The organism is Bartonella rattimassiliensis 15908, from assembly GCF_000278215.1.
GTDB lineage: Bacteria > Pseudomonadota > Alphaproteobacteria > Rhizobiales > Rhizobiaceae > Bartonella > Bartonella rattimassiliensis.
On sequence record NZ_JH725064.1, the window covers coordinates 243,587 to 265,671 of the forward strand.

22 protein-coding genes are annotated in these 22,085 nt (G+C 37.4%); 12 read left to right on the forward strand and 10 right to left on the reverse strand.

Annotated features, from left to right (window positions below):
* Window positions 1-58 precede the first annotated feature (58 nt).
* Window positions 59-934, forward strand: coding sequence for a TrbJ/VirB5 family protein (locus tag MCY_RS08830; protein ID WP_007346496.1), 876 nt, complete (start codon window positions 59-61; stop codon window positions 932-934).
* Between the two features lie 559 nt (window positions 935-1,493).
* Here the strand turns inward: MCY_RS08830 and MCY_RS09865 are convergent.
* Window positions 1,494-1,745, reverse strand: a complete 252-nt coding sequence (locus tag MCY_RS09865) for a hypothetical protein (RefSeq protein WP_244832536.1) — start codon at window positions 1,743-1,745, stop codon at window positions 1,494-1,496.
* Between MCY_RS09865 and MCY_RS09870 the strand changes: the two genes are divergently transcribed.
* The 6 genes from MCY_RS09870 (at window position 1,647) to virB11 (ending at window position 6,073) form a co-directional block, all read left to right on the forward strand.
* The gene (locus tag MCY_RS09870) at window positions 1,647-1,970 is read left to right on the forward strand and encodes a type IV secretion system protein (protein ID WP_244832534.1); all 324 of its coding nucleotides are present in this window, start codon (window positions 1,647-1,649) and stop codon (window positions 1,968-1,970) included. The two genes, MCY_RS09865 and MCY_RS09870, sit on opposite strands and share 99 nt — an antisense overlap.
* Window positions 1,971-2,230: 260 nt before the next feature.
* Window positions 2,231-2,374, forward strand: coding sequence for a hypothetical protein (locus MCY_RS00975; RefSeq protein ID WP_007346498.1), 144 nt, complete (start codon window positions 2,231-2,233; stop codon window positions 2,372-2,374).
* Window positions 2,371-3,060, forward strand: coding sequence for a VirB8 family type IV secretion system protein (locus MCY_RS00980; RefSeq protein WP_007346499.1), 690 nt, complete (start codon window positions 2,371-2,373; stop codon window positions 3,058-3,060). Before MCY_RS00975 ends, MCY_RS00980 begins: the two co-directional genes overlap by 4 nt.
* A gap of 13 nt (window positions 3,061-3,073) precedes the next feature.
* Entirely contained in the window at window positions 3,074-3,880 is an 807-nt protein-coding gene (gene virB9 / locus MCY_RS00985; protein WP_007346500.1) for a P-type conjugative transfer protein VirB9, read from the forward strand.
* A complete protein-coding gene (virB10, locus tag MCY_RS00990; protein ID WP_007346501.1) occupies window positions 3,880-5,037 on the forward strand; it encodes a type IV secretion system protein VirB10 in 1,158 nt (385 codons plus the stop codon). Before virB9 ends, virB10 begins: the two co-directional genes overlap by 1 nt.
* Window positions 5,012-6,073 (forward strand): P-type DNA transfer ATPase VirB11, encoded by a 1,062-nt coding sequence (gene virB11 / locus MCY_RS00995; protein WP_007346502.1) that lies wholly within the window; start codon window positions 5,012-5,014, stop codon window positions 6,071-6,073. The genes virB10 and virB11 overlap by 26 nt, the downstream gene beginning before the upstream one ends.
* Before the next feature lie 1,660 nt (window positions 6,074-7,733).
* On the opposite strand, the gene MCY_RS01000 is transcribed toward virB11, so the two are convergent.
* The 7 genes from MCY_RS01000 to rimM all read right to left on the reverse strand — a co-directional run bounded on the left by MCY_RS01000 (window position 7,734) and on the right by rimM (window position 13,847).
* Complete coding sequence (locus tag MCY_RS01000) at window positions 7,734-8,513, reverse strand: succinate dehydrogenase iron-sulfur subunit (RefSeq protein ID WP_007346503.1); 780 nt, start codon at window positions 8,511-8,513, stop codon at window positions 7,734-7,736.
* A 14-nt stretch (window positions 8,514-8,527) separates the two neighbouring features.
* Entirely contained in the window at window positions 8,528-10,372 is a 1,845-nt protein-coding gene (gene sdhA / locus MCY_RS01005; RefSeq protein WP_007346504.1) for a succinate dehydrogenase flavoprotein subunit, read from the reverse strand.
* Between the two features lie 5 nt (window positions 10,373-10,377).
* A complete protein-coding gene (gene sdhD / locus MCY_RS01010) occupies window positions 10,378-10,764 on the reverse strand; it encodes a succinate dehydrogenase, hydrophobic membrane anchor protein (protein ID WP_007346505.1) in 387 nt (128 codons plus the stop codon).
* An 18-nt stretch (window positions 10,765-10,782) separates the two neighbouring features.
* Window positions 10,783-11,184 carry a succinate dehydrogenase, cytochrome b556 subunit gene (gene sdhC, locus MCY_RS01015; protein ID WP_007346506.1) on the reverse strand — a complete coding sequence of 134 codons (402 nt, stop codon included), beginning with the start codon at window positions 11,182-11,184 and terminating at the stop codon, window positions 10,783-10,785.
* 475 nt (window positions 11,185-11,659) lie between these two features.
* Complete coding sequence (gene rplS, locus MCY_RS01020; RefSeq protein ID WP_007346507.1) at window positions 11,660-12,100, reverse strand: 50S ribosomal protein L19; 441 nt, start codon at window positions 12,098-12,100, stop codon at window positions 11,660-11,662.
* Between the two features lie 206 nt (window positions 12,101-12,306).
* Entirely contained in the window at window positions 12,307-13,002 is a 696-nt protein-coding gene (gene trmD / locus MCY_RS01025) for a tRNA (guanosine(37)-N1)-methyltransferase TrmD (RefSeq protein WP_007346508.1), read from the reverse strand.
* A gap of 257 nt (window positions 13,003-13,259) precedes the next feature.
* Window positions 13,260-13,847, reverse strand: coding sequence for a ribosome maturation factor RimM (gene rimM, locus MCY_RS01030; protein ID WP_007346509.1), 588 nt, complete (start codon window positions 13,845-13,847; stop codon window positions 13,260-13,262).
* A 137-nt stretch (window positions 13,848-13,984) separates the two neighbouring features.
* Here rimM and MCY_RS01035 point away from each other — a divergent pair, with 137 nt between their 5' ends.
* Together MCY_RS01035 and MCY_RS01040 are read left to right on the forward strand one after the other, a co-directional pair.
* Complete coding sequence (locus MCY_RS01035; protein WP_007346510.1) at window positions 13,985-14,809, forward strand: SapC family protein; 825 nt, start codon at window positions 13,985-13,987, stop codon at window positions 14,807-14,809.
* 3 nt (window positions 14,810-14,812) lie between these two features.
* Complete coding sequence (locus MCY_RS01040; RefSeq protein WP_007346511.1) at window positions 14,813-15,781, forward strand: tyrosine recombinase XerC; 969 nt, start codon at window positions 14,813-14,815, stop codon at window positions 15,779-15,781.
* 546 nt (window positions 15,782-16,327) lie between these two features.
* On the opposite strand, the gene MCY_RS01045 is transcribed toward MCY_RS01040, so the two are convergent.
* On the reverse strand, window positions 16,328-16,600 hold the full coding sequence (locus tag MCY_RS01045; RefSeq protein ID WP_007346512.1) for a BolA family protein: 273 nt from the start codon (window positions 16,598-16,600) through the stop codon (window positions 16,328-16,330).
* Window positions 16,601-16,732: 132 nt separating this feature from the next.
* Here MCY_RS01045 and MCY_RS01050 point away from each other — a divergent pair, with 132 nt between their 5' ends.
* From MCY_RS01050 to cobT, 3 genes are all read left to right on the forward strand, one after another.
* Window positions 16,733-17,353 (forward strand): J domain-containing protein, encoded by a 621-nt coding sequence (locus MCY_RS01050; RefSeq protein WP_007346513.1) that lies wholly within the window; start codon window positions 16,733-16,735, stop codon window positions 17,351-17,353.
* A 200-nt stretch (window positions 17,354-17,553) separates the two neighbouring features.
* Window positions 17,554-18,534: a cobaltochelatase subunit CobS gene (gene cobS, locus MCY_RS01055; RefSeq protein ID WP_007346514.1), complete on the forward strand. Its 981-nt coding sequence runs from the start codon at window positions 17,554-17,556 to the stop codon at window positions 18,532-18,534.
* Window positions 18,535-18,549: 15 nt separating this feature from the next.
* Complete coding sequence (gene cobT, locus MCY_RS01060) at window positions 18,550-20,448, forward strand: cobaltochelatase subunit CobT (protein WP_007346515.1); 1,899 nt, start codon at window positions 18,550-18,552, stop codon at window positions 20,446-20,448.
* Window positions 20,449-20,511: 63 nt separating this feature from the next.
* Here cobT and MCY_RS10285 read toward each other — a convergent pair whose 3' ends face one another.
* Window positions 20,512-20,667 carry a HaeIII family restriction endonuclease gene (locus MCY_RS10285; protein ID WP_155887024.1) on the reverse strand — a complete coding sequence of 52 codons (156 nt, stop codon included), beginning with the start codon at window positions 20,665-20,667 and terminating at the stop codon, window positions 20,512-20,514.
* Between the last annotated feature and the right edge of the window lie 1,418 nt (window positions 20,668-22,085).

The window sequence follows — 22,085 nt, forward strand, 5'->3', positions numbered from 1 at the left end:
AAGTTAGCAATCTAATGATCAGTTTTTTTAAAGATGTGAACATAAAAAGGAGTAAAATATGAAAAAGCTGATTATTATCATAGCAATAGGTGTATTTCTTGGAACACCAAGCTTAGCAAAAAGTAACAATACAGAATCCGAGTGGATAGCTTGTAAAAAAGAAGAAGCTCATCTGCCTATAAAGGCAATGTGTAAAAACCCAAAATATAAAAATCCGGCTAAACCACAAGCACCATCTCCAACACAACCTACCTCTCAGAATTCTCCACAATCCTCTTCTAAAAATACCAGCCCTACAGCACCAGCTTCAAAATCTAATCCAGTACAAGCTACTCATTCTCTAGAAACTTTAGAAAAACATTATAACGATAATAAAGCACTGCGAAAAATCTTGGAAAAAATATATGGATCTATAACGGGTAATCGAGATAAACTAAAAGATCTCGAAGGAAATATGCCATATGAGGGTAATGATTTTTTTCTTCAAAAGCCGGAAAATATTTATAAAGAAAATAAACATAAGGAAATGAATAAAGATATCCCAAAATGGATTACAGAAATTAAGCAAGAAGAAGAACGTAGAGCTGATACTATTGATAATTTGCGTGAATCTATTTCTAAACGTTCCGACTTTTTAGGCATTGTTGATAAAGCTATAAGTTGGCAAGCTTTTGAAAATGCAAAAAATCGTTTTGATGAAATTAAAAAACTAGAAGAAGAAATCAACGAAACAGACGATATGAAAGAAATTGCACACTTACAGACATATATGAAGCTCATGTCTACCAAGCTTCAAAATGAAATAACGAAACTACAAATGGTTTCATATTCAAGCGATGCAGAGCATCTACTCCAAAAACGGCAAAAGCGGCAACATAATATAAAGGTTTTGGGACGTAATAATAAAACAATACCCCAAATAAGGCCTAATTGATTGAGATAAGAGTATTTCTATATTTATCTTGCCTATATCATTTATCTCTTTTCTATGTAGAGAACATAAACACTGAAGAGTCTTTATGTTCTCTCTTCGTAAATTGAAGGCGCATATAAAGTTTACATAAACAATACAAAATGTATCAATATTTCTAGGCATATCAATATCCAAAGATAATAGAAAACTGAAAATTCGCTAAAGGGGAATATTGTAACATTTATAATCTTCATACAACTCATTGACCTATTGATAAGCCAACAAAGATATATGTCACGGATATCTCCTCAATCGCAATCATAATAATCACACCCTTCAGAACCGTAGAATTCATCACATCGTTCATCGTATATGGATGGTTCGTTATGCGTAGAGCAATAGATAGCCGCTCGCTGGATTCGTGAACCATCAACTTGAAAGTAAGTATTATTAATTCACCCTGACAGCAGAACTTTATCAACAGTGAGACTTTATCTGCGGTAAATTATAAAATTGATTATAAGCATACTTCTTAAACGCACTGATGAAAAGTTCTCTCGATGACACAAAATTAGCCACCCTAATTGACAGAATCGCAGCCAACGATTTCATACGTGTAAGCCGAAGCTTTCAAAGAAGCAGCTTTCTTAAATGGTAATGGGCTACTTACGATCTCTTCGGTATCCTCATCTTGCTTGCAACAAACTTCCTTGTCGCAATTGGTGGTGCTTTCATTTTGATGACAAAAATCGTTCTCATACTCCTCGTAGGGATCGGACCTCTCTTTATCATCGCCTTGCTCTGGCAACCTACCCATCGCTTCCTTGAACAAAGGATATCCCAAATCTTAAGCTATACAACTTTCCTTATGCTTCTAGCCACCATATTCACTTTAATGATGCAGAATCTTTACAAACTACAAATCTTTGCAAATTATACAACCGATCTGGAATTCGATGACGAACAAAATATAGGTTGTGCGCTTGGTAATGCCCTCACCTTATCTATTATCCCTATTGTCCTGATATTCAACTGTCCAGCATTGCCCATTCTCTAGCAAAAGGCATAACATCATTCGGCTATCTGTGGAGATTAAAGGCAACAGGCTCTGCTTCTCGTCGAAAATAGCCCTATCAAATAACCGGTTAACACTCTCAGGATATTTGCACTGAAATTGAGCTATTGTCGCAAATTAGAAAATAAAATTAAGAAAAGATAAACTATCGTAAACTATACACTTTACTTTATCATTAAAATTATAATAATGATAATAAATGTTAGGCTTTATTTAATTATCGAATAAATAGGAGTGTTAAAATGAAGTCGGTCATTTTTATAATTTTGATTATGAACTTTTTATCAGCTTGTGCGTTAGCACCAAAACTGAAACAACCAAATGATAGAAACCGTATACCTATTAACAAAACAATCCCTGCCGAAATCAAGCGAGGAGACATATGAAAACAAAACCAGTGAAAGCCAAACAACTGAGTAGCTATTATGAAGAAAGTCGAGGTTTAGAGCGTGATCTCATAGATGAATTTGTAAGATCGCGTAGAGCGGCATGGCGTGTAGCGAGTGCTGTAGGGATTTTTGGCTTATTCGGTATGATATGTGGGGTCGTGGGATTCTCTCAAGAAGCTCCAACTCCATTAGTATTACGCGTTGATAATACAACAGGTGCAGTTGATGTTATCTCGATCATGCGCGAACATGAAACCAGCTACGGTGAAGTTGTAGACAGATATTGGCTTAACCAATATATTCTGAACCGAGAAAATTACGATTACGATACCATCCAATTGAACTATGAGACAACAGCCCTTTTAAGTGCAGCAGCTGTTCAGCAAGAGTATTATAAAATCTTTGATGGAGAAAATGCACGAGACAAATTGCTTTCCAACAAAGCACGTATCACAGTTAAAGTGCGATCAATTCAGCCCAATGGGTATGGTCAAGCAACTGTACGTTTTACGACGCAACAACATGAAAGCAATGGCACAATTGGCCCCAAACAACACCAAATTGCAACAATTGGCTATACTTATGTTGGTACACCGATGAAATTATCCGATCGATTGCTTAACCCTCTTGGTTTTCAAGTGACAAGTTACCGTTCTGAACCGGAAATACTGTTGAATGATTAAGGAATTGATTGTTATGAAAAAACTTGCATTCATTGTTCTATTGTCTTCGTTTTCTTCTCTTTATACGGTACCTGTGCAAGCACTCAAAAGCCCATCAAACTCACAATATGATCATCGCATTCGCTACATAACATATAATGAAGCCGATGTGGTTCAAATCGAAACAGTTCTTGGTGTAGCAACACATATCATTCTTGAAAAGGGTGAACAGTATATCACTCATGCCTTTGGTGATTCGGAAGCCTATGCCTTTGCGCATAAAGGGAGGCATATTTTCATCAAGCCTAAAGCAGAACTTGCCAATACCAATCTCATCATTGTAACCGACAAACGCAGCTATAAATTTCGGCTACAATTTCGAAATGACCGTGCGGGATCAACATATGAATTGGCTTTCCATTATCCTGATTTAAACAATGACAAATCAGAAGCAAATGAGCAACGCCTTGCGATTGAACGTGGTTTTCACCAAAGCGTAAAAGGCTATAATCTTAGTTATACAATGAGCGGTAACCAAGATATTGCTCCGATAAATGTTTGGGACAATGGGCGTATTACTTATTTTAAGTTTTCTGCCAATACGGATATGCCATCGATTTATGTAGTAGATGCTGAAGGAAATGAAAGCTTAATACCACGCACTGTTATCGGCAGTTCTAACGATATTATCGCCGTTCATAAGGTCAATCCTAAATGGCTCATACGGCTTGGTCAGCGTGCTTTAGCTGTGTTTAATGAAGCCTATGACCCCAATGGTATACCAAACACAACAGGAACAGTATCTTCGGTGGTTTATCGTATCAATAAAGGAGAAAAATAATGTTTGGTAATGAGAAAGGAGAGGAAAAGAGTAAAAAACTGGACAACGTCGAGCAAAAGCATATTGAAGATGCCTATGGGAGCTCCGAACTAGGTTTAGAGCGCCGTCCTAAAATTCCAGGTACCCGTGCATTGTTAATAGTAGGACTTATTGTCATAATAGCAATACCAATTGCTCTGACTTGGAAAGCTTTTAGAATGCGTACTACTGTAGAAGTGGAAGAAGAGGCACAACAAACCGTAAAACAAATTATACCGAGCTATACCCCTCGAGTTATAGAAGAGCCAAAGTTTGTAGAAGAAGATGAAAAACCCGCACAAACAGAAGACGAAGCTTTGGATATTCCACCGGCTTTGAGTAAACTTCTTCAAACGACCATGCCTTCAAATATGATCAAAGATTCTGAAGACTTAGCACGCCAACGTATGTTTAGTTCTAGTCTTAATAATGGTAGTGAAGGATCTACAGAGGCAAACAATAAAGAAAAGGATAGTGGTGGATTATCTGATCGACTCCAACCCGTACGTTTAAGTCAGTCACATGCGCAACGACTTGGTGATCGTGACCTTTTGATTACGCAAGGGACGCAAATAGACTGTACGTTGGAAACAAAGATTGTCACATCAATACCAGGCATGACGACATGTCATTTAACACGTGATATTTATTCCACAAGTGGTCGTGTTGTTTTGCTCGATCGTGGCTCTAAAGTTGTTGGTTTTTACCAAAGCGGCGTACAACAAGGGCAAGCACGTGTGTTTGTGCAATGGTCACGCATCGAAACACCTTCTGGTGTTATTATCAATATTGACTCACCCGGTACAGGTTCTCTTGGTGAAGCAGGTATCGGTGGTTGGGTTGACAATCACTTTTGGGAACGATTTAGTGGTGCAATTATGGTCAGCATCATCGGTGATTTAGGAGAATGGGTGAAAGACAAAATTAATATAAATAGTAATAAAGGGAATAAAGAGGACTCACAGTCTCAAACTGGTCAGTCTCAAACTGTTAATAGTGCTGGATCAGTAGTAGCTGATGTTCTTAGAAATTCCATCAATATCACACCAACACTTTACAAAAACCAAGGCGAACGAGTTAATATCTTTGTTGCTCGTGATCTGGATTTCAGCGATGTCTACAGTCTCACAACCCGTTAACCCAATACAGAAAGATCAAGCAGTTTATCAGCTCCTACAACCGCTTGATCGTTTTTTAGAAGATCCGGAGATTACTGAATTATCAATCTGCCGCCCCTGTGAAGTATGGACAAAAAGCTTCAAGGGTTGGCAGGTACATAGTGCACCAGAATTAACAACTGCTTTTTTGCAAACGCTTATTACAGCTATTATTGTTTATAATGGTATGGCTCCTCAAAGTATTAATTATGTGCTATTGCCTGGTGGACAACGTGGTACAATTATACAAACACCAGCTGTTGTAGATGGTTCTCTTTCTTTTGTGATTCGTAAACATTCTCTTATAGTTAAGACACTAAAAGAACTCAAAGAAGAAGGTGCATTTGATGATTTCTCTGACGTGAGTTTTAATAAACCTTCAGCCAAAGAAGCAAATAGCTTGTTATCGAAGCAAGACTTCACACGGTTGGAACCATTTGAAGTTCAACTCTTGCAACATAAACGTAATGGAAAAATTCTTGAGTTTTTGGAAGAATGCGTCCTTTACAAACGCAACATTATCATTGCAGGCAAGACAGGATCTGGTAAAACGACTTTTGCCCGCTCCTTAGTTGAAAAGGTCCCTGTAGAAGAGCGTATTATCACAATTGAAGATGTCCATGAGCTTTTTCTACCCAACCATCCTAATCATGTACATATGATTTATGGTAACAGTGTAGGCCGTGTTTCAGCTGAAGAATGTCTAGATGCGTGTATGCGTCAATCGCCTGACAGAATTTTTCTCGCTGAATTACGAGGCAATGAGGCATGGGAATATCTTAATTCGCTCAACACTGGTCATCCTGGATCGATTACAACAACACACGCCAACAGCGCCTTGCAGACATTTGAACGGTGTGCCACCTTGATTAAAAGATCAGAAATTGGTCGCCAACTCGATTTAGAAATGATAAAAATCGTTCTCTACACAACAGTTGACGTCGTGTTGTTTTTTAAAGATAGAAAGCTTTCTGAAGTCTTTTACGACCCGATTTTTGCGAAATCAAAAATTGTTTAAGGGGGAATTTCTCTCTCGATAAGATTATACAAACAAAAAAAGCCGTAACTAATTTACGGTTTTTTTTTATTTATCTCCTTTTTTCTCTTTGTTTCTCCAATGCATTTTCTACACTCTTAATGACAAAAGAAGAAAAAAGTTAAGAGACAACAACTTCACGAGAAAACCAAATTGCACCTGAGATTCTTTTTCAGTTTTTTTATTTTTAATCCTTCTTTCCATTTATCTTCTAAAAATGTGTGTTAATGCAAAAAAAGAAATGAATCTTAATTCATCTATCAATATAAATTTAGTGAGAAATAAGTCTTTTCAATCATCACAAATAATGATCGCCTTAAAGACGGGAGCTTATTGTTTAAAAATTCTAAACTCTATTTCCAAGTAATCAATAAATATGTTGTTTTTTTATAAACAACCTTCAGATACAGAAAACCAATATAAACGTATTATTGCTCCGATTGAACATCTATAAATCATATTCCATTCGATCACAAACAGTATAGCAGCATATCAATTTCTTCCTTAGATGAAGAAAAATTCTTAAGCCTTATTAATTTGTAAACAATTAAATTTCTTTTAAACAAGCCTTGCTAACCATATAATTTGACTCATGTCCACATTCTACGGAACAATGCCTATAAAAACACATAAACAAGCTCTCCTCTGAATATTCCTCCTCTTTTCTCTTCATCTCAAATAGCAAAAATTCCTACAAACACAAGTCTACAATTCCACTTTTTGACCAACATCACATTGATTTATAAAAATATTTTATTGTATTTCCTACTGGATAAGAAAACCTCATACCGTAAGATTATTCATTTCAAATCTGTTTATACTGAATCAATCAAAACCATTCGCTTAAACATCACAAGAAAAACTGACGTGGAGGATAAAAACACTTCAAGAAAAACGAAAAATACCGCTCATGAATTGTACCAAATACTCAGGGTTGTTACCCACAGGATTATCGCAATATCCAAGAGTGTGGCACAATATTATAGAGCTGACAAAGTGTGTGATAGTACAGAACTGTTCTTTATTAAGTATAAAAATGGAAGTATTCTATGAACTTCATCTTATCCATGAAGCCTTATATTATTCATGGGAGATTTATCGCTATATCCTTCACATATACCATTGCGAAATATCTCTTAAAAAACACATGAACTAGCAACCACCATGGCGCTCTATTTTGCATGAGAATCATGATTATATAAAGAATGTCAAAAACAAACATGCAAAGCAATGCGTAACTCCATTATTTTAAAGGACATTGCTTTAAAGTCTTTTAAAAATGAGAAAGTTTTGAATTAGAAATAAAATGGTAAAATAGCAGGGATGGGGATTGATTCTTACCTTTATGACTTTGTATTTTTTCCATTAGATTGTCTTTCTGTTTTAAGAAACTAAACCTCAAAAGACACAAAACATGCACAATTTTCTGCTTTTCACTTTGCCATTCATTAATCGGTAAATTTTCACAGATAACACTCAACCATCAGTTTTCTTAATTTCATCAATTATAAGGATTTTTCTACAAGGATTACTTCATTTTTAAGATGATTATAGCTATTTCCTCTTCATAATCAGATGCTGTATTTTAGATATCTACGCCCACAATTCTACCTTTAGCTTTATTCCATCAGTCAATAAATTTTCAAAGTCGGCGTTCGACCATGAGTTTTTTAATCTCAGCAATTGCCTTAGCTGGATTTAATCCCTTCGGACAAGTTTGCGCGCAATTCATAATCGTATGACAACGATAAAGGCGGAAAGGATCTTCTAAATTATCAAGACGTTCACCACACATCTCATCACGTGAATCTGCAATCCATCGATAAGCTTGCAGCAAAACAGCAGGTCCTAAATAACGATCACCGTTCCACCAATAACTTGGACATGATGTCTGACAACACGCACACAAGATACACTCATACAGACCATCGATTTTTTGACGATCAGAATAACTTTGTAACCATTCTTTTGCAGGTTCTGGAGAAACTGTTTTCAACCAAGGTTCGATAACTCGGTGTTGCGCATAAAAGCGGTTCAAATCAGGAACCAAATCTTTAACAACTGGCATAGAAGGCAAAGGATATACCTTAATAGGGTGTTTTACATCGTCCATACCTTTGGTACATGCCAATGTATTGGCTCCATCAATATTCATCGCACATGAACCACAGATACCTTCACGGCAAGATCGACGAAGTGTCAAAGTTGGATCAACATGATTTTTAATAAATAAAAGCCCATCAAGAACCATCGGGCCACAAGCAGAACGATCCACATAATAGGTATCCAAACGAGGGTTTTCTTCATCATCAGGCGACCAACGATAAACGTGAAATTCTGTTATTTTTGTAGCATTTTCAGGTTTTGGCCAAACTTTTCCTGCTTTCACTTGTGAATTTTTGGGAAGCTTAATTTGTACCATATTTCATTCTCCCCTTAATAAACACGTTTTTTAGGTGCAATGCGCTTTAAATCGATTCCACCATCAGCTTCAGATGTTAACGGGTTCACGTGAACAGGTCGATATGCTAACGTCACCTTACCCTCTTTTGATAAATATGAGAGCGTATGTTTACGCCAATTTTTATCATCACGCTCTGGATAATCTTCACGGGCGTGAGCGCCACGGCTTTCTAAACGTGCTTCCGCAGAATAAACAGTCATGATTGCATTTGCCATGAGATTTTCAAGCTCTAATGTTTCAACCAAATCAGAATTCCATATCAGGGAACGATCTGTCACTTTGAGATCAGACAATTCTCCCCAGATTTTATTCATCCGTTGACATCCTTGTTGCAAAGAATCTTCTGTACGGAAAACTGCCGCATCTTCTTGCATTGTGCGTTGCATTTTTTCGCGCAAGACAGCTGTTGGTATCGCCCCTTGCGCAAAACGTAAACGATCAAAACGCGCTATAATTTCCTCACAAGCTGCTTCATTGAGCGGTGGGATTTCTGTTTTGCGATCAATAACTTCGCCTGCGCGAATGGCAGCAGCACGACCAAACACCACAAGATCAATCAATGAATTTGATCCCAAGCGATTAGCACCATGAACAGAAGCACATCCAGCTTCCCCTACTGCCATTAGCCCTGGTTGAATACGATCAGGCGAATCCGCCGTTGGATTGAGAACTTCTCCGTAGTAATTGGTAGGAATCCCCCCCATATTATAATGAACAGTTGGTAAGATGGGAATAGGTTCTTTTGTTACATCCACCCCAGCAAAGATCCGTGCTGATTCTGAAATACCCGGTAAACGCTCGTGCAAGATCGCAGGATCAATATGGTTGAGAACCAAATGAATATGATCCTTTTTAGGTCCAACACCACGTCCCTCACGAATTTCAATTGTAATACAACGCGACACCAAATCACGTGAAGCCAAGTCTTTAAAGGAAGGAGCATAGCGCTCCATAAAGCGTTCACCTTCAGAATTGATTAAATAGCCCCCTTCACCACGAGCCCCTTCTGTAATTAAGCATCCAGAACCATAAATTCCTGTCGGATGGAATTGCACAAACTCCATATCCTGCATCGGTAATCCAGCACGTGCGATCATTCCCCCCCCATCACCCGTACAGGTATGCGCCGATGTTGCAGAAAAATAAGCCCGTCCATATCCACCGGTTGCAAGAACAACCATTTTGGCAGAAAAACGGTGTATTGTACCATCATCAAGATTCCACGCCACAACCCCTGTACAAACCCCATCGGTCATAATGAGATCGAGTGCAAAATATTCAATAAAAAATTGTGCATTATTTTTTAAGCTTTGCCCATAAAGCGTATGCAAAATGGCATGCCCCGTACGATCAGCGGCTGCGCAAGTACGCTGAACGGGGGGACCTTCACCAAATCGTGTTGTATGTCCACCAAAAGGACGTTGATAAATTTTTCCTTCTTGCGTCCGCGAAAAAGGAACACCATAATGCTCTAATTCGTATACGGCTGCAGGCGCATTACGCACCAAATACTCCATTGCATCGGTATCCCCCAACCAATCAGAGCCTTTCACGGTATCATATAAATGCCACTGCCAATTGTCAGGTCCCATATTTGAAAGCGATGCGGCAATCCCCCCTTGTGCTGCAACCGTGTGTGAGCGCGTTGGAAAAACCTTCGTGATACAAGCTGTCTTTAACCCTTGTTCTGCCATACCCAGTGTTGCACGTAAACCTGCCCCACCAGCCCCAACAACAACAACATCAAATTTATGATCTACAGTGCGATAAGGGGCATTACCTGCTTTAGCACCCAGAGATGATCCTGTACTTGCCATATTTGTTAGCCCCCTAATGCAATTTTCAAAAGAGAAAAAATAATGATACCCCCTATGAGAAAACAAAATAAGATATTTAATATCAAAAAGAGTATCCGGAAACCTTCACGTGGAACATAATCTTCAATCACCACTTGCATACCTAGTTTCATATGATAAAGGACTGAAAAAGTCATCAATCCCATCAAAATAGCCACAACAGGATGTGCAAGCCGTGCACGCACAATACTATAATCTTTTCCCACAAGTGAAAGAATAAGAACAATAAAAAATATCAAAAACGGTATATTGATAAACCCTGTCAAACGCTGTAGCCAAAAATGCTCTGTACCTTCATGAGCACTTCCACGCCCCCGTACTTTTCCAAGTTCCGTTTGAAAGTTTTTTTCCATATCCCTTTTCACCCCCAGCTAAACAACGCTATACCCAATAATCCAGATTACAAAAGTAACAATAAGAGAAATAAACACTGTTGCCCAAGCAGTAGCTGTTGCTTTTTCTTTTGCCAAAAGAAAAGGCATCAAATCCCAAACAATGTGGCGAATACCACCAACCATGTGATGAACCCCTGCCAAAGTATAAAGGAACAAGATACACAATCCAAACCAAGAACCATAAATCTCTTGAACGACTCTGAATGTCTCCTCCCCACACGCAATAGCAATTAACCAAACTGCTAGAAAGACCATTCCCACATAAAGGGCCACACCTGTAATGCGATGCGCAATGGACATAGCCATAGTAATTGTCCAACGATAAATACTTACATGAGGGGAACGAGGGCGATCTTTTATCCTAGTTGTCTCTGTCATAAAATATCCTGACCTGATTTTCACTACAACCACAATAAACGAGAGAATTCGTATAAAACGACAAAAACATTATCTCGTTCTTACTTGTCTGGCATCTCAAGATACCAATATTACAGGTCGGTTGTCTCAAATAACGGATTAAAGGTCACGCATAAAAAAACCGATCATTCCACAGATATAATCCGCAAAACTTTTTCTAATTTAATACAATTTTATCTTCCCGTCAAAGGTCTAACCTCTTTTATCAAAGATAAACAGACACTTTTTAAAACTATAATTGTATTCCTGAATATCTACGATATGCGCAACAATATTCTAAACTTGATCAATTATTCAGAATAAAAATATAGAGAAATTGGATAGATTAAATATTTTTATGTCTTATCCAATCCTTTTAAAGGACAAAAAGAATCATAAAAAAAACAAATCAGCGGCATAAAAGCCGCTTTTGCATAAAATTTAGTTGATATAATTTTTACTCAGTAACTTGCGTTTCAGCATCTGCACTTACAGGGTCTGCTTCTATTTTCTCAACAAATTTTTCAGCTTTTTTCCGATAATCTATCTTTTCAACAATACGTGCAGCTTTACCTCTCAAACCACGAAGATAATAGAGTTTCGCACGACGCACTTTACCACGGCGCACAAGCTCAACACCTTCAATTGCAGGAGAATAAACAGGAAATACCCGTTCCACCCCTTCACCATAAGAAATTTTGCGGACTGTAAAGGTCTCATTCAACCCACCACCTGAGCGAGCAATACAAACCCCTTCATAAGCCTGAACACGCGTCCGAGTACCTTCCGTTACACGCACCATAACACGAACTGTATCCCCTGGTTGAAAAGCTGGGAATTGGCGCTTTTCTTCAATTTTTGCACATTGTTCAGCTTCAAGCTGTGCGATAATATTCATTTCTTTTATCCTTCATGTTCTTTATCGAATAGTCAGAGCGCTCAACTCTTACCCCAAAAGCTTTTATTCAAAAAAAGAAGCCCTTCAAGTTATGCCTTATGCAGAAGCGACTACACTATTCCTTCATTCTAATTTTGGAACGATAGAAAACCTTTTACAAACAAACTCTCTAAAAAGAGAGCCAATACACCACCTTATCATATGAATCAAGTTTTCTGATATTTTTTATAACGTGCATAAAGATCAGGGCGGCGTTGCCGTGTTAACAATTCGGCTTGGCTTTGACGCCAATCTGCAATCGCTTTGTGATGACCTGAGACTAACACAGGCGGAATTCCCCGTCCCTCGAAAAGAGAAGGACGCGTATATTGGGGATGTTCTAGTAAACCATTTTCAAAACTTTCACACTTTGCAGAAGCTTCATTCCCTATCACGCCGGGAAGAAGACGTATAATAGCATCTAAGATAACCAGCGCAGCTGTTTCACCCCCTGAAAGAATATAATCACCAATAGAAACTTCTTCTAATTCCCGTGCTTCTATGACCCGCTCATCAACACCTTCAAAACGTCCACAAACCAACGTCACTCCCGTATCACGAGCCAAACTACGCGCATAAGCTTGATCAAAAGGGCGCCCGCGTGGACTCATCAACAACCTTGGTGAATCCTGTGGACAACTATCAAGAGCTGCTGCCAATATATCCGCCCGCATCACCATCCCAGCTCCCCCACCAGCCGGTGTATCATCAACGCTATGGTGTTTATCCAAAGAAAAATCCCTAATCTGTACTGTCTCCAATGACCAAATTCCGCGCTCTAAAGCTTGCCCCGCTAAAGAATACCCTAAGAAACCAGGAAACATTTCAGGATAAAGAGTTAAAACGCGCGCCTGAAACTTCATTTTTATTTTTTCATCCTCATTTTCTTAAACAGACTCTAAAACAGACTTGTATAGCGAAAATATCCAAAACAAATCTTATAAGGCTATAGCATTAATCTGGATCTCCTCTATCTGCTATCTTTGCCATATTCAATACTATCTTCAACACTTACGCTTTGAAATATAGACCATTATTTCTACCCCCCCCCCTCTAAAAAATCCAAAACCCATTTAGCCATCAAAAACATCAACATCTCTGCTTGGAATCACTTGCATTCTTAACATTTTCCACTTTTTATTTTTTTAGGTTCAAGAATTTTCTTTTTATTATTTTTTCTCCTATAGCTAAGACCAGCTGCTATGGGATCAACAACCAGAAAACCAGAATCCACACAAATTTCTGGCACCGCTGCCTTACTAAAAGGAATAAGCACTTCTTTGCCTCTATTCAACTGTATTTCAAGCAAATCATCAGCTCCGAAATTAAAAAAACCACACACTTCACCCAAGATTTTCCCCTCACAGTCTTGAACACATAGCCCTAGTAAATCGAATTGATAAAACTCATCCTCATCTAAATCATCAATTAATTGATCACGCATCACATAAAGACGAATCCCTTTTAAAGACTCAGCATCATTACGACTTCTTACTCCTTTAAAACGTACAATCGCCTTATTTTTTTGCATGCGAAGAGTTACAATTTCATAAGAACGCCCCATATCATCATAAAGAGTACCGTAAGATTTAAACCGCTGGGGATCGGCACTTAAAATTTTAACAAAAACATCCCCTTTTATACCATGAGGCATACCAACGATGGCAAGATAGACTTTATTTTTAGGTTCTTCTTTATTATATTTCATGTAAAAACATTATCTCTTAAAAACGAAGCCTTCAATCTTATAATTTTCTATTCAATCTTGTTGCCATATGAGACAATCTTCCAAAAAGACCTATCTTGTCTTGGTAACAAAACTAAATTAACTAAAGGAGAAGTCGTATGGCAAATATTATGCTATTTTACAAAGATATCACCCCAATCGACAAAGTTTCCCATAAAAATCTAAAATTTGCTCCCCCAAGTGATATGTCTTTTGCCAAAGATACGCACTGGGTTCCTTTAGCAAGTACTGAATATTTTCAAGCAGCACTAGACTATCCTATTTTATTTATGTGTGCCGAAGATGAACAAAAAAAGCGGCACTATACATCGGCTGCTCTCGTAGGTCTTTCTAACGATGAAAATGACTACATCGCCTCTGATAAAAGTTGGAAAACCCATACTTACATTCCCGCTTTTGTCCGTCGCTATCCTTTTGTTTTAGCACAAATTAGTAATGAAAAAGAACTTTCTGTTTGTTTTGATCAACAATCAGGTATGTTTAATGAAGTTGCAGGAACAGAGCTTTTTAATTCTGATGGCTCTATTTCTCCTTTTATGGAAGAACGTATTCGTTTTCTTGAAAGTTTTAAAATCGCTATGGAGAAAACTTCTGAGTTTATTGACGCTATTGTGGAAATGAATCTTTTAAGCCAAAAATCAATCAATGTGAAAAACGATAAAGGTCTCTCAGCACAATTGGAACATTTTTGGGTTGTTGATGAAGAAAAACTGAATAAACTCTCAGCAAGCCAACTTGCTAAACTTCATAAAAATGGCTTTTTAGGATTAATTTTTGCGCACTTGATGTCAACTCATAATCTTTTAAAAATACTCTCTATTAAAGGTGAAAAACACCTGAGCAATCATGAAGAGCACCCTCAAAACAAGAATAGCCATTCTTCTGACGAAGAACAATCTAAAAAGAAAGAAACCCTCAATTAGATAATGCCCATCAAAAACGACAAGAGAAAAGATGAAAATACTCCTCTCATTCCAGCAGATCATGCGGTTTTAACCGCAAGGAAAAACTGGTTAGAAAATCTCATAAAAACACGTCGTATGTCCGCACAAACAGCGCAAGCCTATGAACGTGATACACGGCAATTTTTATCTTTTCTCTGTCAACACTTAAGCCATACTCCAACCCTTACAGATCTTGCTCATTTACGCGTTAGTGACTTGCGTGCTTATCTTGCCTATCGGCGTACAAACAATGTGAGTGCGCGTTCTTTAAGCCGTGAGGTGGCAGGGATACGCTCTTTTTTCAAGCACTTATCGCGTGAAGGAATTGTCAACATTCCCGCAGCTCAACTTATCCGAAGTCCCAAACACCCCAAATTGCTTCCAAAACCCTTAGAGATAAAATCAGCACTCGACATAGTCAAACAAGAAAATCAGCTAGAAAATGAACCTTGGATTATCGCTCGTAATACTGCTGTCCTTATGCTACTCTATGGCTGTGGAATGCGAATATCAGAAGCCTTAAGCCTCACACCAGAACAATTTTCTGATTCTGAAAAAACAAGTTTATTTATAACTGGAAAAGGAGGCAAAACACGCCTTGTTCCCCTTCTCAAAATTGTTTACGAAGCTGTACAAAATTATCTCAAATGTTGTCCATATCCTTTAAGAGATAACCAACCCATATTTCGTGGTGCACGAGGTGGCCCGCTACAGCCCGCTATTATTCAGAAAACTGTCCGCAACTTACGTACAAGTCTTGGTTTACCGGAAACGGCCACTCCTCATACACTACGCCATTCTTTTGCTACTCATCTTTTATCACGAGGGGGAGATTTGCGCACGATTCAAGAACTTCTTGGGCACGCTAGTCTTTCCACCACCCAAACCTACACTCATGTCGATACAGATCATTTGTTAAAAGTTTATCAAAAGGCCCATCCTCGTTCTTAAAAGTATTTCATCAAAAATTTAATGCATTTCAACCTCAAGTGCCAAAACGTGAACACCAATAGCAAACTCTTCTTGTAAAATGAGGATAAAATCATTCGATGTATTTCTACACGCGTTATATCTGAAAAACTACAACATTTTGATTTATATTGATAATATAGCGTTTTCAACTTGCATAAAAAAACTTTAATGCTGTAAGATTCTTTTATTTCAAATTCCTTCCATGTCAAAGCAATCAAAACCACTTTTTTGCACACGTCATAAGCGACTTGACCATAGAGAAAAACTGTACAAGAAAGGAGTACCTGTTATGAATCATCCTCAGTGCTAAGAACCGCGTAATACCCTAAGCGCTAAAAAAGGAGTGATCATATTAGCTTATTCTTTTATGAAGCGTAAAATGGGGACTCAATATATTTTATGCACTTTATGGAAGCTTATTATTACACCATTCACGGATGCTGTCGCAAAATGAGTGTAAAATAGTATCGAGAGGTGTTTCTTTAAACAAAAAAATCACTCTAAGAAATTTTTTTAAGAAAAAACTTAATGCGTTGCAACTTCAAGTGCCAAAGCATGAACACAAGTAGCAAGCTCTTCTTGTAAAACTTGATAAATCGCTCGATGTATTTCTACACGCGTCATATTGGAAAAAGAAGAAGATAAAATTTTCACTCGAAAATGTGTTTCTCCCTTCCCATCAAAAGCATGTTCATTATGAGGATGCCCCTCATGAAGATGACTTTCATTAATCACTTCAAGTTTCTGCGGATGAAAAGCATCTTGAAGCTTTCTCTTGATTATTGTTTCTATAGACATTTTTCATTCCTTAACAAAACGAATTTGCAACACTACAGCTTTTTCATCATTAAAATAATTAAATAAGTGTGAAAACAAATTTTTCAAAAGTCAATTCTTGTAAAATTAATCAATTTTGCATAAATCAAGAATATGACAATAACATCTAAATTATTTGATTCAATTCGCATAAGCTCAAATAAAAAACAAAACACTAAACCAGAAGCACAACAGTGTCAGTGGGAAGGCTGCGAAAAAACAGGAACCCATAAAGCACCAGCAGGTCGAAATCATGAAGGACAATATCTATATTTTTGTATTGAACATGTGCGTGCCTATAATAAAAATTTTAATTATTTCTCTGGTCTTAGCAATAAAGATATCGCAAAATTTCAAAAGGATGCTCTCACAGGCCATCGACCAACATGGCCTACAGATTTGAGCAATGGCACATCGAAAAAAACAGCTGCAAATTATTCAAAGATTCGCTCAGGAACAGCGGCCTATCAAAATCGTATGCGTGATCCTTTTACACTTTTTACTGAGCGGCATGCAAAAAATAATTTCTCACGAAAATTAAAGCCCTTAGAAGCAAAAGCTTTTGATACACTGGGCTTACAAGCAAACGCTTCAGCAAAAGATATCAAAATGAAATATAAAGAATTGGTAAAAAAGCATCATCCTGATTCCAATGGAGGTAATCGTGCTTCAGAAGAACGTTTTCGCGATGTTTTGCATGCTTATAATTTGCTAAAAAAATCTGGTTTGTGCTAAAAAGGTGCACTTAATACGAACTCATTTTCATTTAGACCCTTCTTATTTTCACAGGATATTATTCTTTTTAAAACATTATAGAATATGTCATAAGATCTTCCCTCGTATCTAAGTCTCTTGTTATAGAGCATTGCATAAATGCTTTAACTCTTGTATCGTTTTTTATAAATAAATAGCGTCCTTTCCCTTCCAGAAATACAATGACAGATCTTACCGTTGAAAATTTGCCCGATATTACACTTTGCGCTCGTGATTTATTTCATATTGAAACAGATATGAAAGTCCCTGCTTTTAACACAAAAACTCCCCATGTCCCTGATATTGATCCCAATTATCTTTTTGATCAGCAAACAACTTTAGCGATTCTTGCAGGTTTTACCTTTAACCGCCGTGTCATGATCTCTGGCTATCACGGTACAGGGAAATCAACGCATATTGAACAAGTTGCTGCGCGTCTTAACTGGCCTTGTCTTCGTATTAATCTTGACAGTCATGTAAGTCGTATTGATCTTCTAGGAAAAGACGCTATCGTTTTACAAGATGGCTTACAAGTCACTGAATTTAAAGAGGGCATTTTGCCATGGGCTTATCAAAATAATATTGCTCTTGTTTTTGATGAATATGATGCGGGTCGCCCTGATGTTATGTTTGTCATCCAACGTGTTCTTGAAACTTCTGGAAAACTAAGCTTACTTGATCAAAGCCGTGTCATTTCTCCACATCCAGCATTTCGTCTTTTTGCCACAACAAATACCATTGGTCTTGGTGATACCACTGGTCTTTATCATGGTACCCAACAAATCAATCAAGCTCAAATGGACCGCTGGTCTATTGTCGCGATACTCAATTATTTACCCCATGCTAAAGAGGTTGATATCGTTTGTTCAAAGGTTAAATCTTTTCAAACAACAGAGGGGAAAAAAACAGTTTCACAAATGGTTCATGTTGCTGATATGGTGCGTCAATCTTTTATCAATGGTGATCTTTCAACCGTCATGAGCCCGCGTACTGTCATTACTTGGGCAGAAAATACGACAATTTTTCGAGATGTCGGCTTTGCCTTTCGATTAACCTTTCTCAATAAATGTGATGAACTCGAGCGTACCACTGTCGCAGAATTTTATCAACGCGTCTTTGGACAAGAGCTTCCCGAATCATTCATGCAGAGTGTCTTGTCTTAGAGGAATATGTCAATCATGACTACCAACCTTGGCGGCAACAACAAAAGCTTGACAAACAACTCTTCCCCCCCAATTATTAACAATGAAGCTTTTAAGAAAGCTCTTTCCTCCTGTATGCGTGCAATTGCCGGTACATCCCATCTAGAAGTTTCCTTTAGCTTCAACAAGCCATCTTTAAGCGAAAATTGTGCGCGTTTACCAGAGTTACCACAACACGCAACAAATAGAGATATCACGGTTACCCGTGGCTTAGGTGATTCCATGGCTCTGCGCAAAGCATGGCATGATAACCGCATTCACATGCAATTTTCTCCACAAGAATCAGAAGCACAAGCTATCTTTGATTCTCTCGAACAAACACGTGTTGAAGCAATTGGCATCTTAGCCATGGAGGGGCTTGCAAAAAACCTTGATGTCATGCTCGCCGATAAATACAAAAGAGCTCATTATCATAAGATTAGTAGCCAAAGTGAAGCTCCCCTCCAAGAAGCGATTGCACTTTTATTGCGCGAAAAAATCACAAAGCGCTTAGCCCCAAAAGAAGCAGGTCCTGTGTTAGAATTGTGGCGTCAAGAACTCGAACAAAAAGCCGCAACACAACTCAATGAGCTCACACACCATATTTACAACCAACAGGCTTTTGCACAGCTCGTTCGCCAAATGCTTGCGACACTTAAAATGACAAAGAAACAATATAAAACTTCAAACGGCGAAAATAATAAAAAATTAAAAAACGCGTGTAAACCTCAAAATCAAACAGAAGAAGAAAATCAAAACAAAAAATATTCTCAAAGTAAAGAGCAAACAAACACCGAACAAGAAAGTGATGTGCAAGACGCAGGCAAAACACAAGCAACACAATCAGGCAACAGTGATCAAACTGACGTTGAACAAAAAAATGGACCTTGGAAAGAAAATTCTCGTAACCCCAAGCGTCTTTTTTCCAATTCGGAACAAATGGAAAAACTTGGCAATTATAAAATATTCACCCGTCAATTTGATGAAATTTTGGAAGCAACAGATTTTTGTTCTGAAAACGAGTTAGATCACTTACGCCGTTGTCTTGATAAGCAAATCAGCCATCTCCAAAACATTGTTGGACGTTTAGCAAACCGTCTCCATCGCCGCCTTATGGCTCAACAAAATCGCAACTGGAACTTTGACCTTGAAGAAGGATATCTGGATACAGCACGACTTCCACGTCTGATTATTGATCCCATGCAACCCCTTTCTTTTAAAATGGAAAGCAATACCCAATTTCGGGATACGGTTGTTTCACTCCTTATTGATAATTCTGGCTCGATGCGCGGACGCCCTATTAGCGTTGCCGCAAGTTGTGCTGATATTTTGGCACAAACTCTTGAACGTTGTGGTGTCAAAGTTGAAATTTTAGGTTTTACCACCAAAACTTGGAAAGGGGGAAAATCACGCGAAAAATGGCTCGAACAAGATAAGCCTAACCATCCTGGACGCCTTAATGATTTGTGTCACATCATCTATAAAAGTGCTGATACCCCATGGCGTCGAGCACGACGCAATTTAGGTTTAATGATGCAAGAAGGATTATTAAAAGAAAATATCGATGGAGAAGCGTTGATTTGGGCTCATCAACGCCTTTTATCACGGCGTGAACAACGTCGCATTCTCATGATCATTTCTGATGGTGCCCCTATTGACGATTCGACATTATCAGTCAACTCCAGTAACTATCTAGAAAAACATTTACGCGCAGTGATTCAAGAAATTCAAACACATTCCCCCATCGAACTCATTGCCATTGGAATTGGTCATGATGTCACACGTTATTACCAACATGCTGTAACAATTATGAATGCTGAAGAACTTGCTGACGCCATAACAAAACAATTAGAATTACTTTTTAGTGGTAAAATGCCTCGTATTTATAAGAAATAAGCTTTCCTTAAATCAGCTAATTATTCCATTTTAAAGTTATCTCTATCATTACACCATTGGAATTTAATAGCGAAAAACCTGAAAAAATCCTACAAATTGAAGATCGAACTTTAAGGAAACTTCCTTTAAAGAAGTTTTTACTTTACTTGATGCATTATGAATTCTAAAAGAAATTCTCCATAACTCTTCAAAAATTATAATAAATTTGTCAATTGTAATGAATTTATTTCTCTGGTTTTATTGCCATTGCTCAGTTTCCTTTGAAATTTTGCATTTATGACCATGCCCTAAAGTACTATTTAAATTAAAATGTTGAATAATCAGCCGTTTTTGTTTCTATCTTATGTTATTTCTCAATATTTAGATATTGAAATACACGTACATAGAAAAATATCTCTACAGAACATGGCTTAAAATGCTGTTCTCACAAAAAATACGAAATTATAATGTGCAATCTTCTACTTGCAGTAAAACAAGAAGATAAAAGTTATATTTATTATACACAAAAGAAGAATTCCCCCAATAAGATGTTTTAAACACTAAGCGTTATTTTATAAAAGAATTAGCAGAAATAGATTCATAACGATTTTGACCCAAAAAATGTCCAAAACAAGCGAAAGGCAAATGGCTCCCTAACCTTTCAAAACAGTATTTTCCACGGATAAACTATGCAACATAAGCTCTCATCTCATTGATCAAAGAAAAAGCCTTTACGCACATAAAATATAAGAAAAAACACGAAAAATAGGACACCCTTATATAGCGTATTCGCCGTCTACTTTAAAGAAACACTCCACCTCGCTTTCAAGTCCATTTCACGAGAATATCTATATATGCCTAACGCAAAATATAGAATAATTCTTTCTCTTTACAAACTGCAGACCAACAGAAAAATCCTCTGTCCAAACTTCCAATCTTTCAAGATAAACCAATATGTTTCTAGCGTCTAATATTTCCCTTTTATTATTGCATTAAAGTTCTTCATAAATAAGTTTTTATGAGCGGAGGAGGATGAACCTTGAGAGATGCTTCTTTAAAGCAAAAGCATGTAAATTTGTAACATGTAATGTCAGTTTAATTTTGGATCTTTTATTTTGTCAGCAGGAGATGATTTTCTGTGAAAAGCGAGAGAAAAAGAGAGTGTGATACACAATCTCCATTCTCTAAAAGGTATAGGTATTTTTGAAAATTGTAAAACCGAATAAAAAAGACAGTAACACATCTCACTTTGCAAATACCTTCTCTGACTTGACTTTGCGCTTTTTATGCAAATACGTTTTTTACGTTATATTCATAAAAATCAGATTGATGGGGATCTATGAATAATCTCTGGATGGGAATAAAAAAAATTGATGTGATACTAAAAAAGTTTTGCATATATTACTATTATTACTATGCGCAATCATTTTTACGCTTAATCAAAATGTAAGTTGATATTATAATCTATTTTATCTACCTCCAATGTTGTTCGATAGACTTGTGCACTTACGGGGGGCATAAAAAAAGCTTTTTTCTTTCTTAATTACTTTTATTCATACGCAAATCTTGCTGTGATGTGCAAGCGAATGATTTTTGTTGATTTAACATGAAACAATTTGGGACGACAAATTTACAGTATAAGAACTTCTTATACGTGG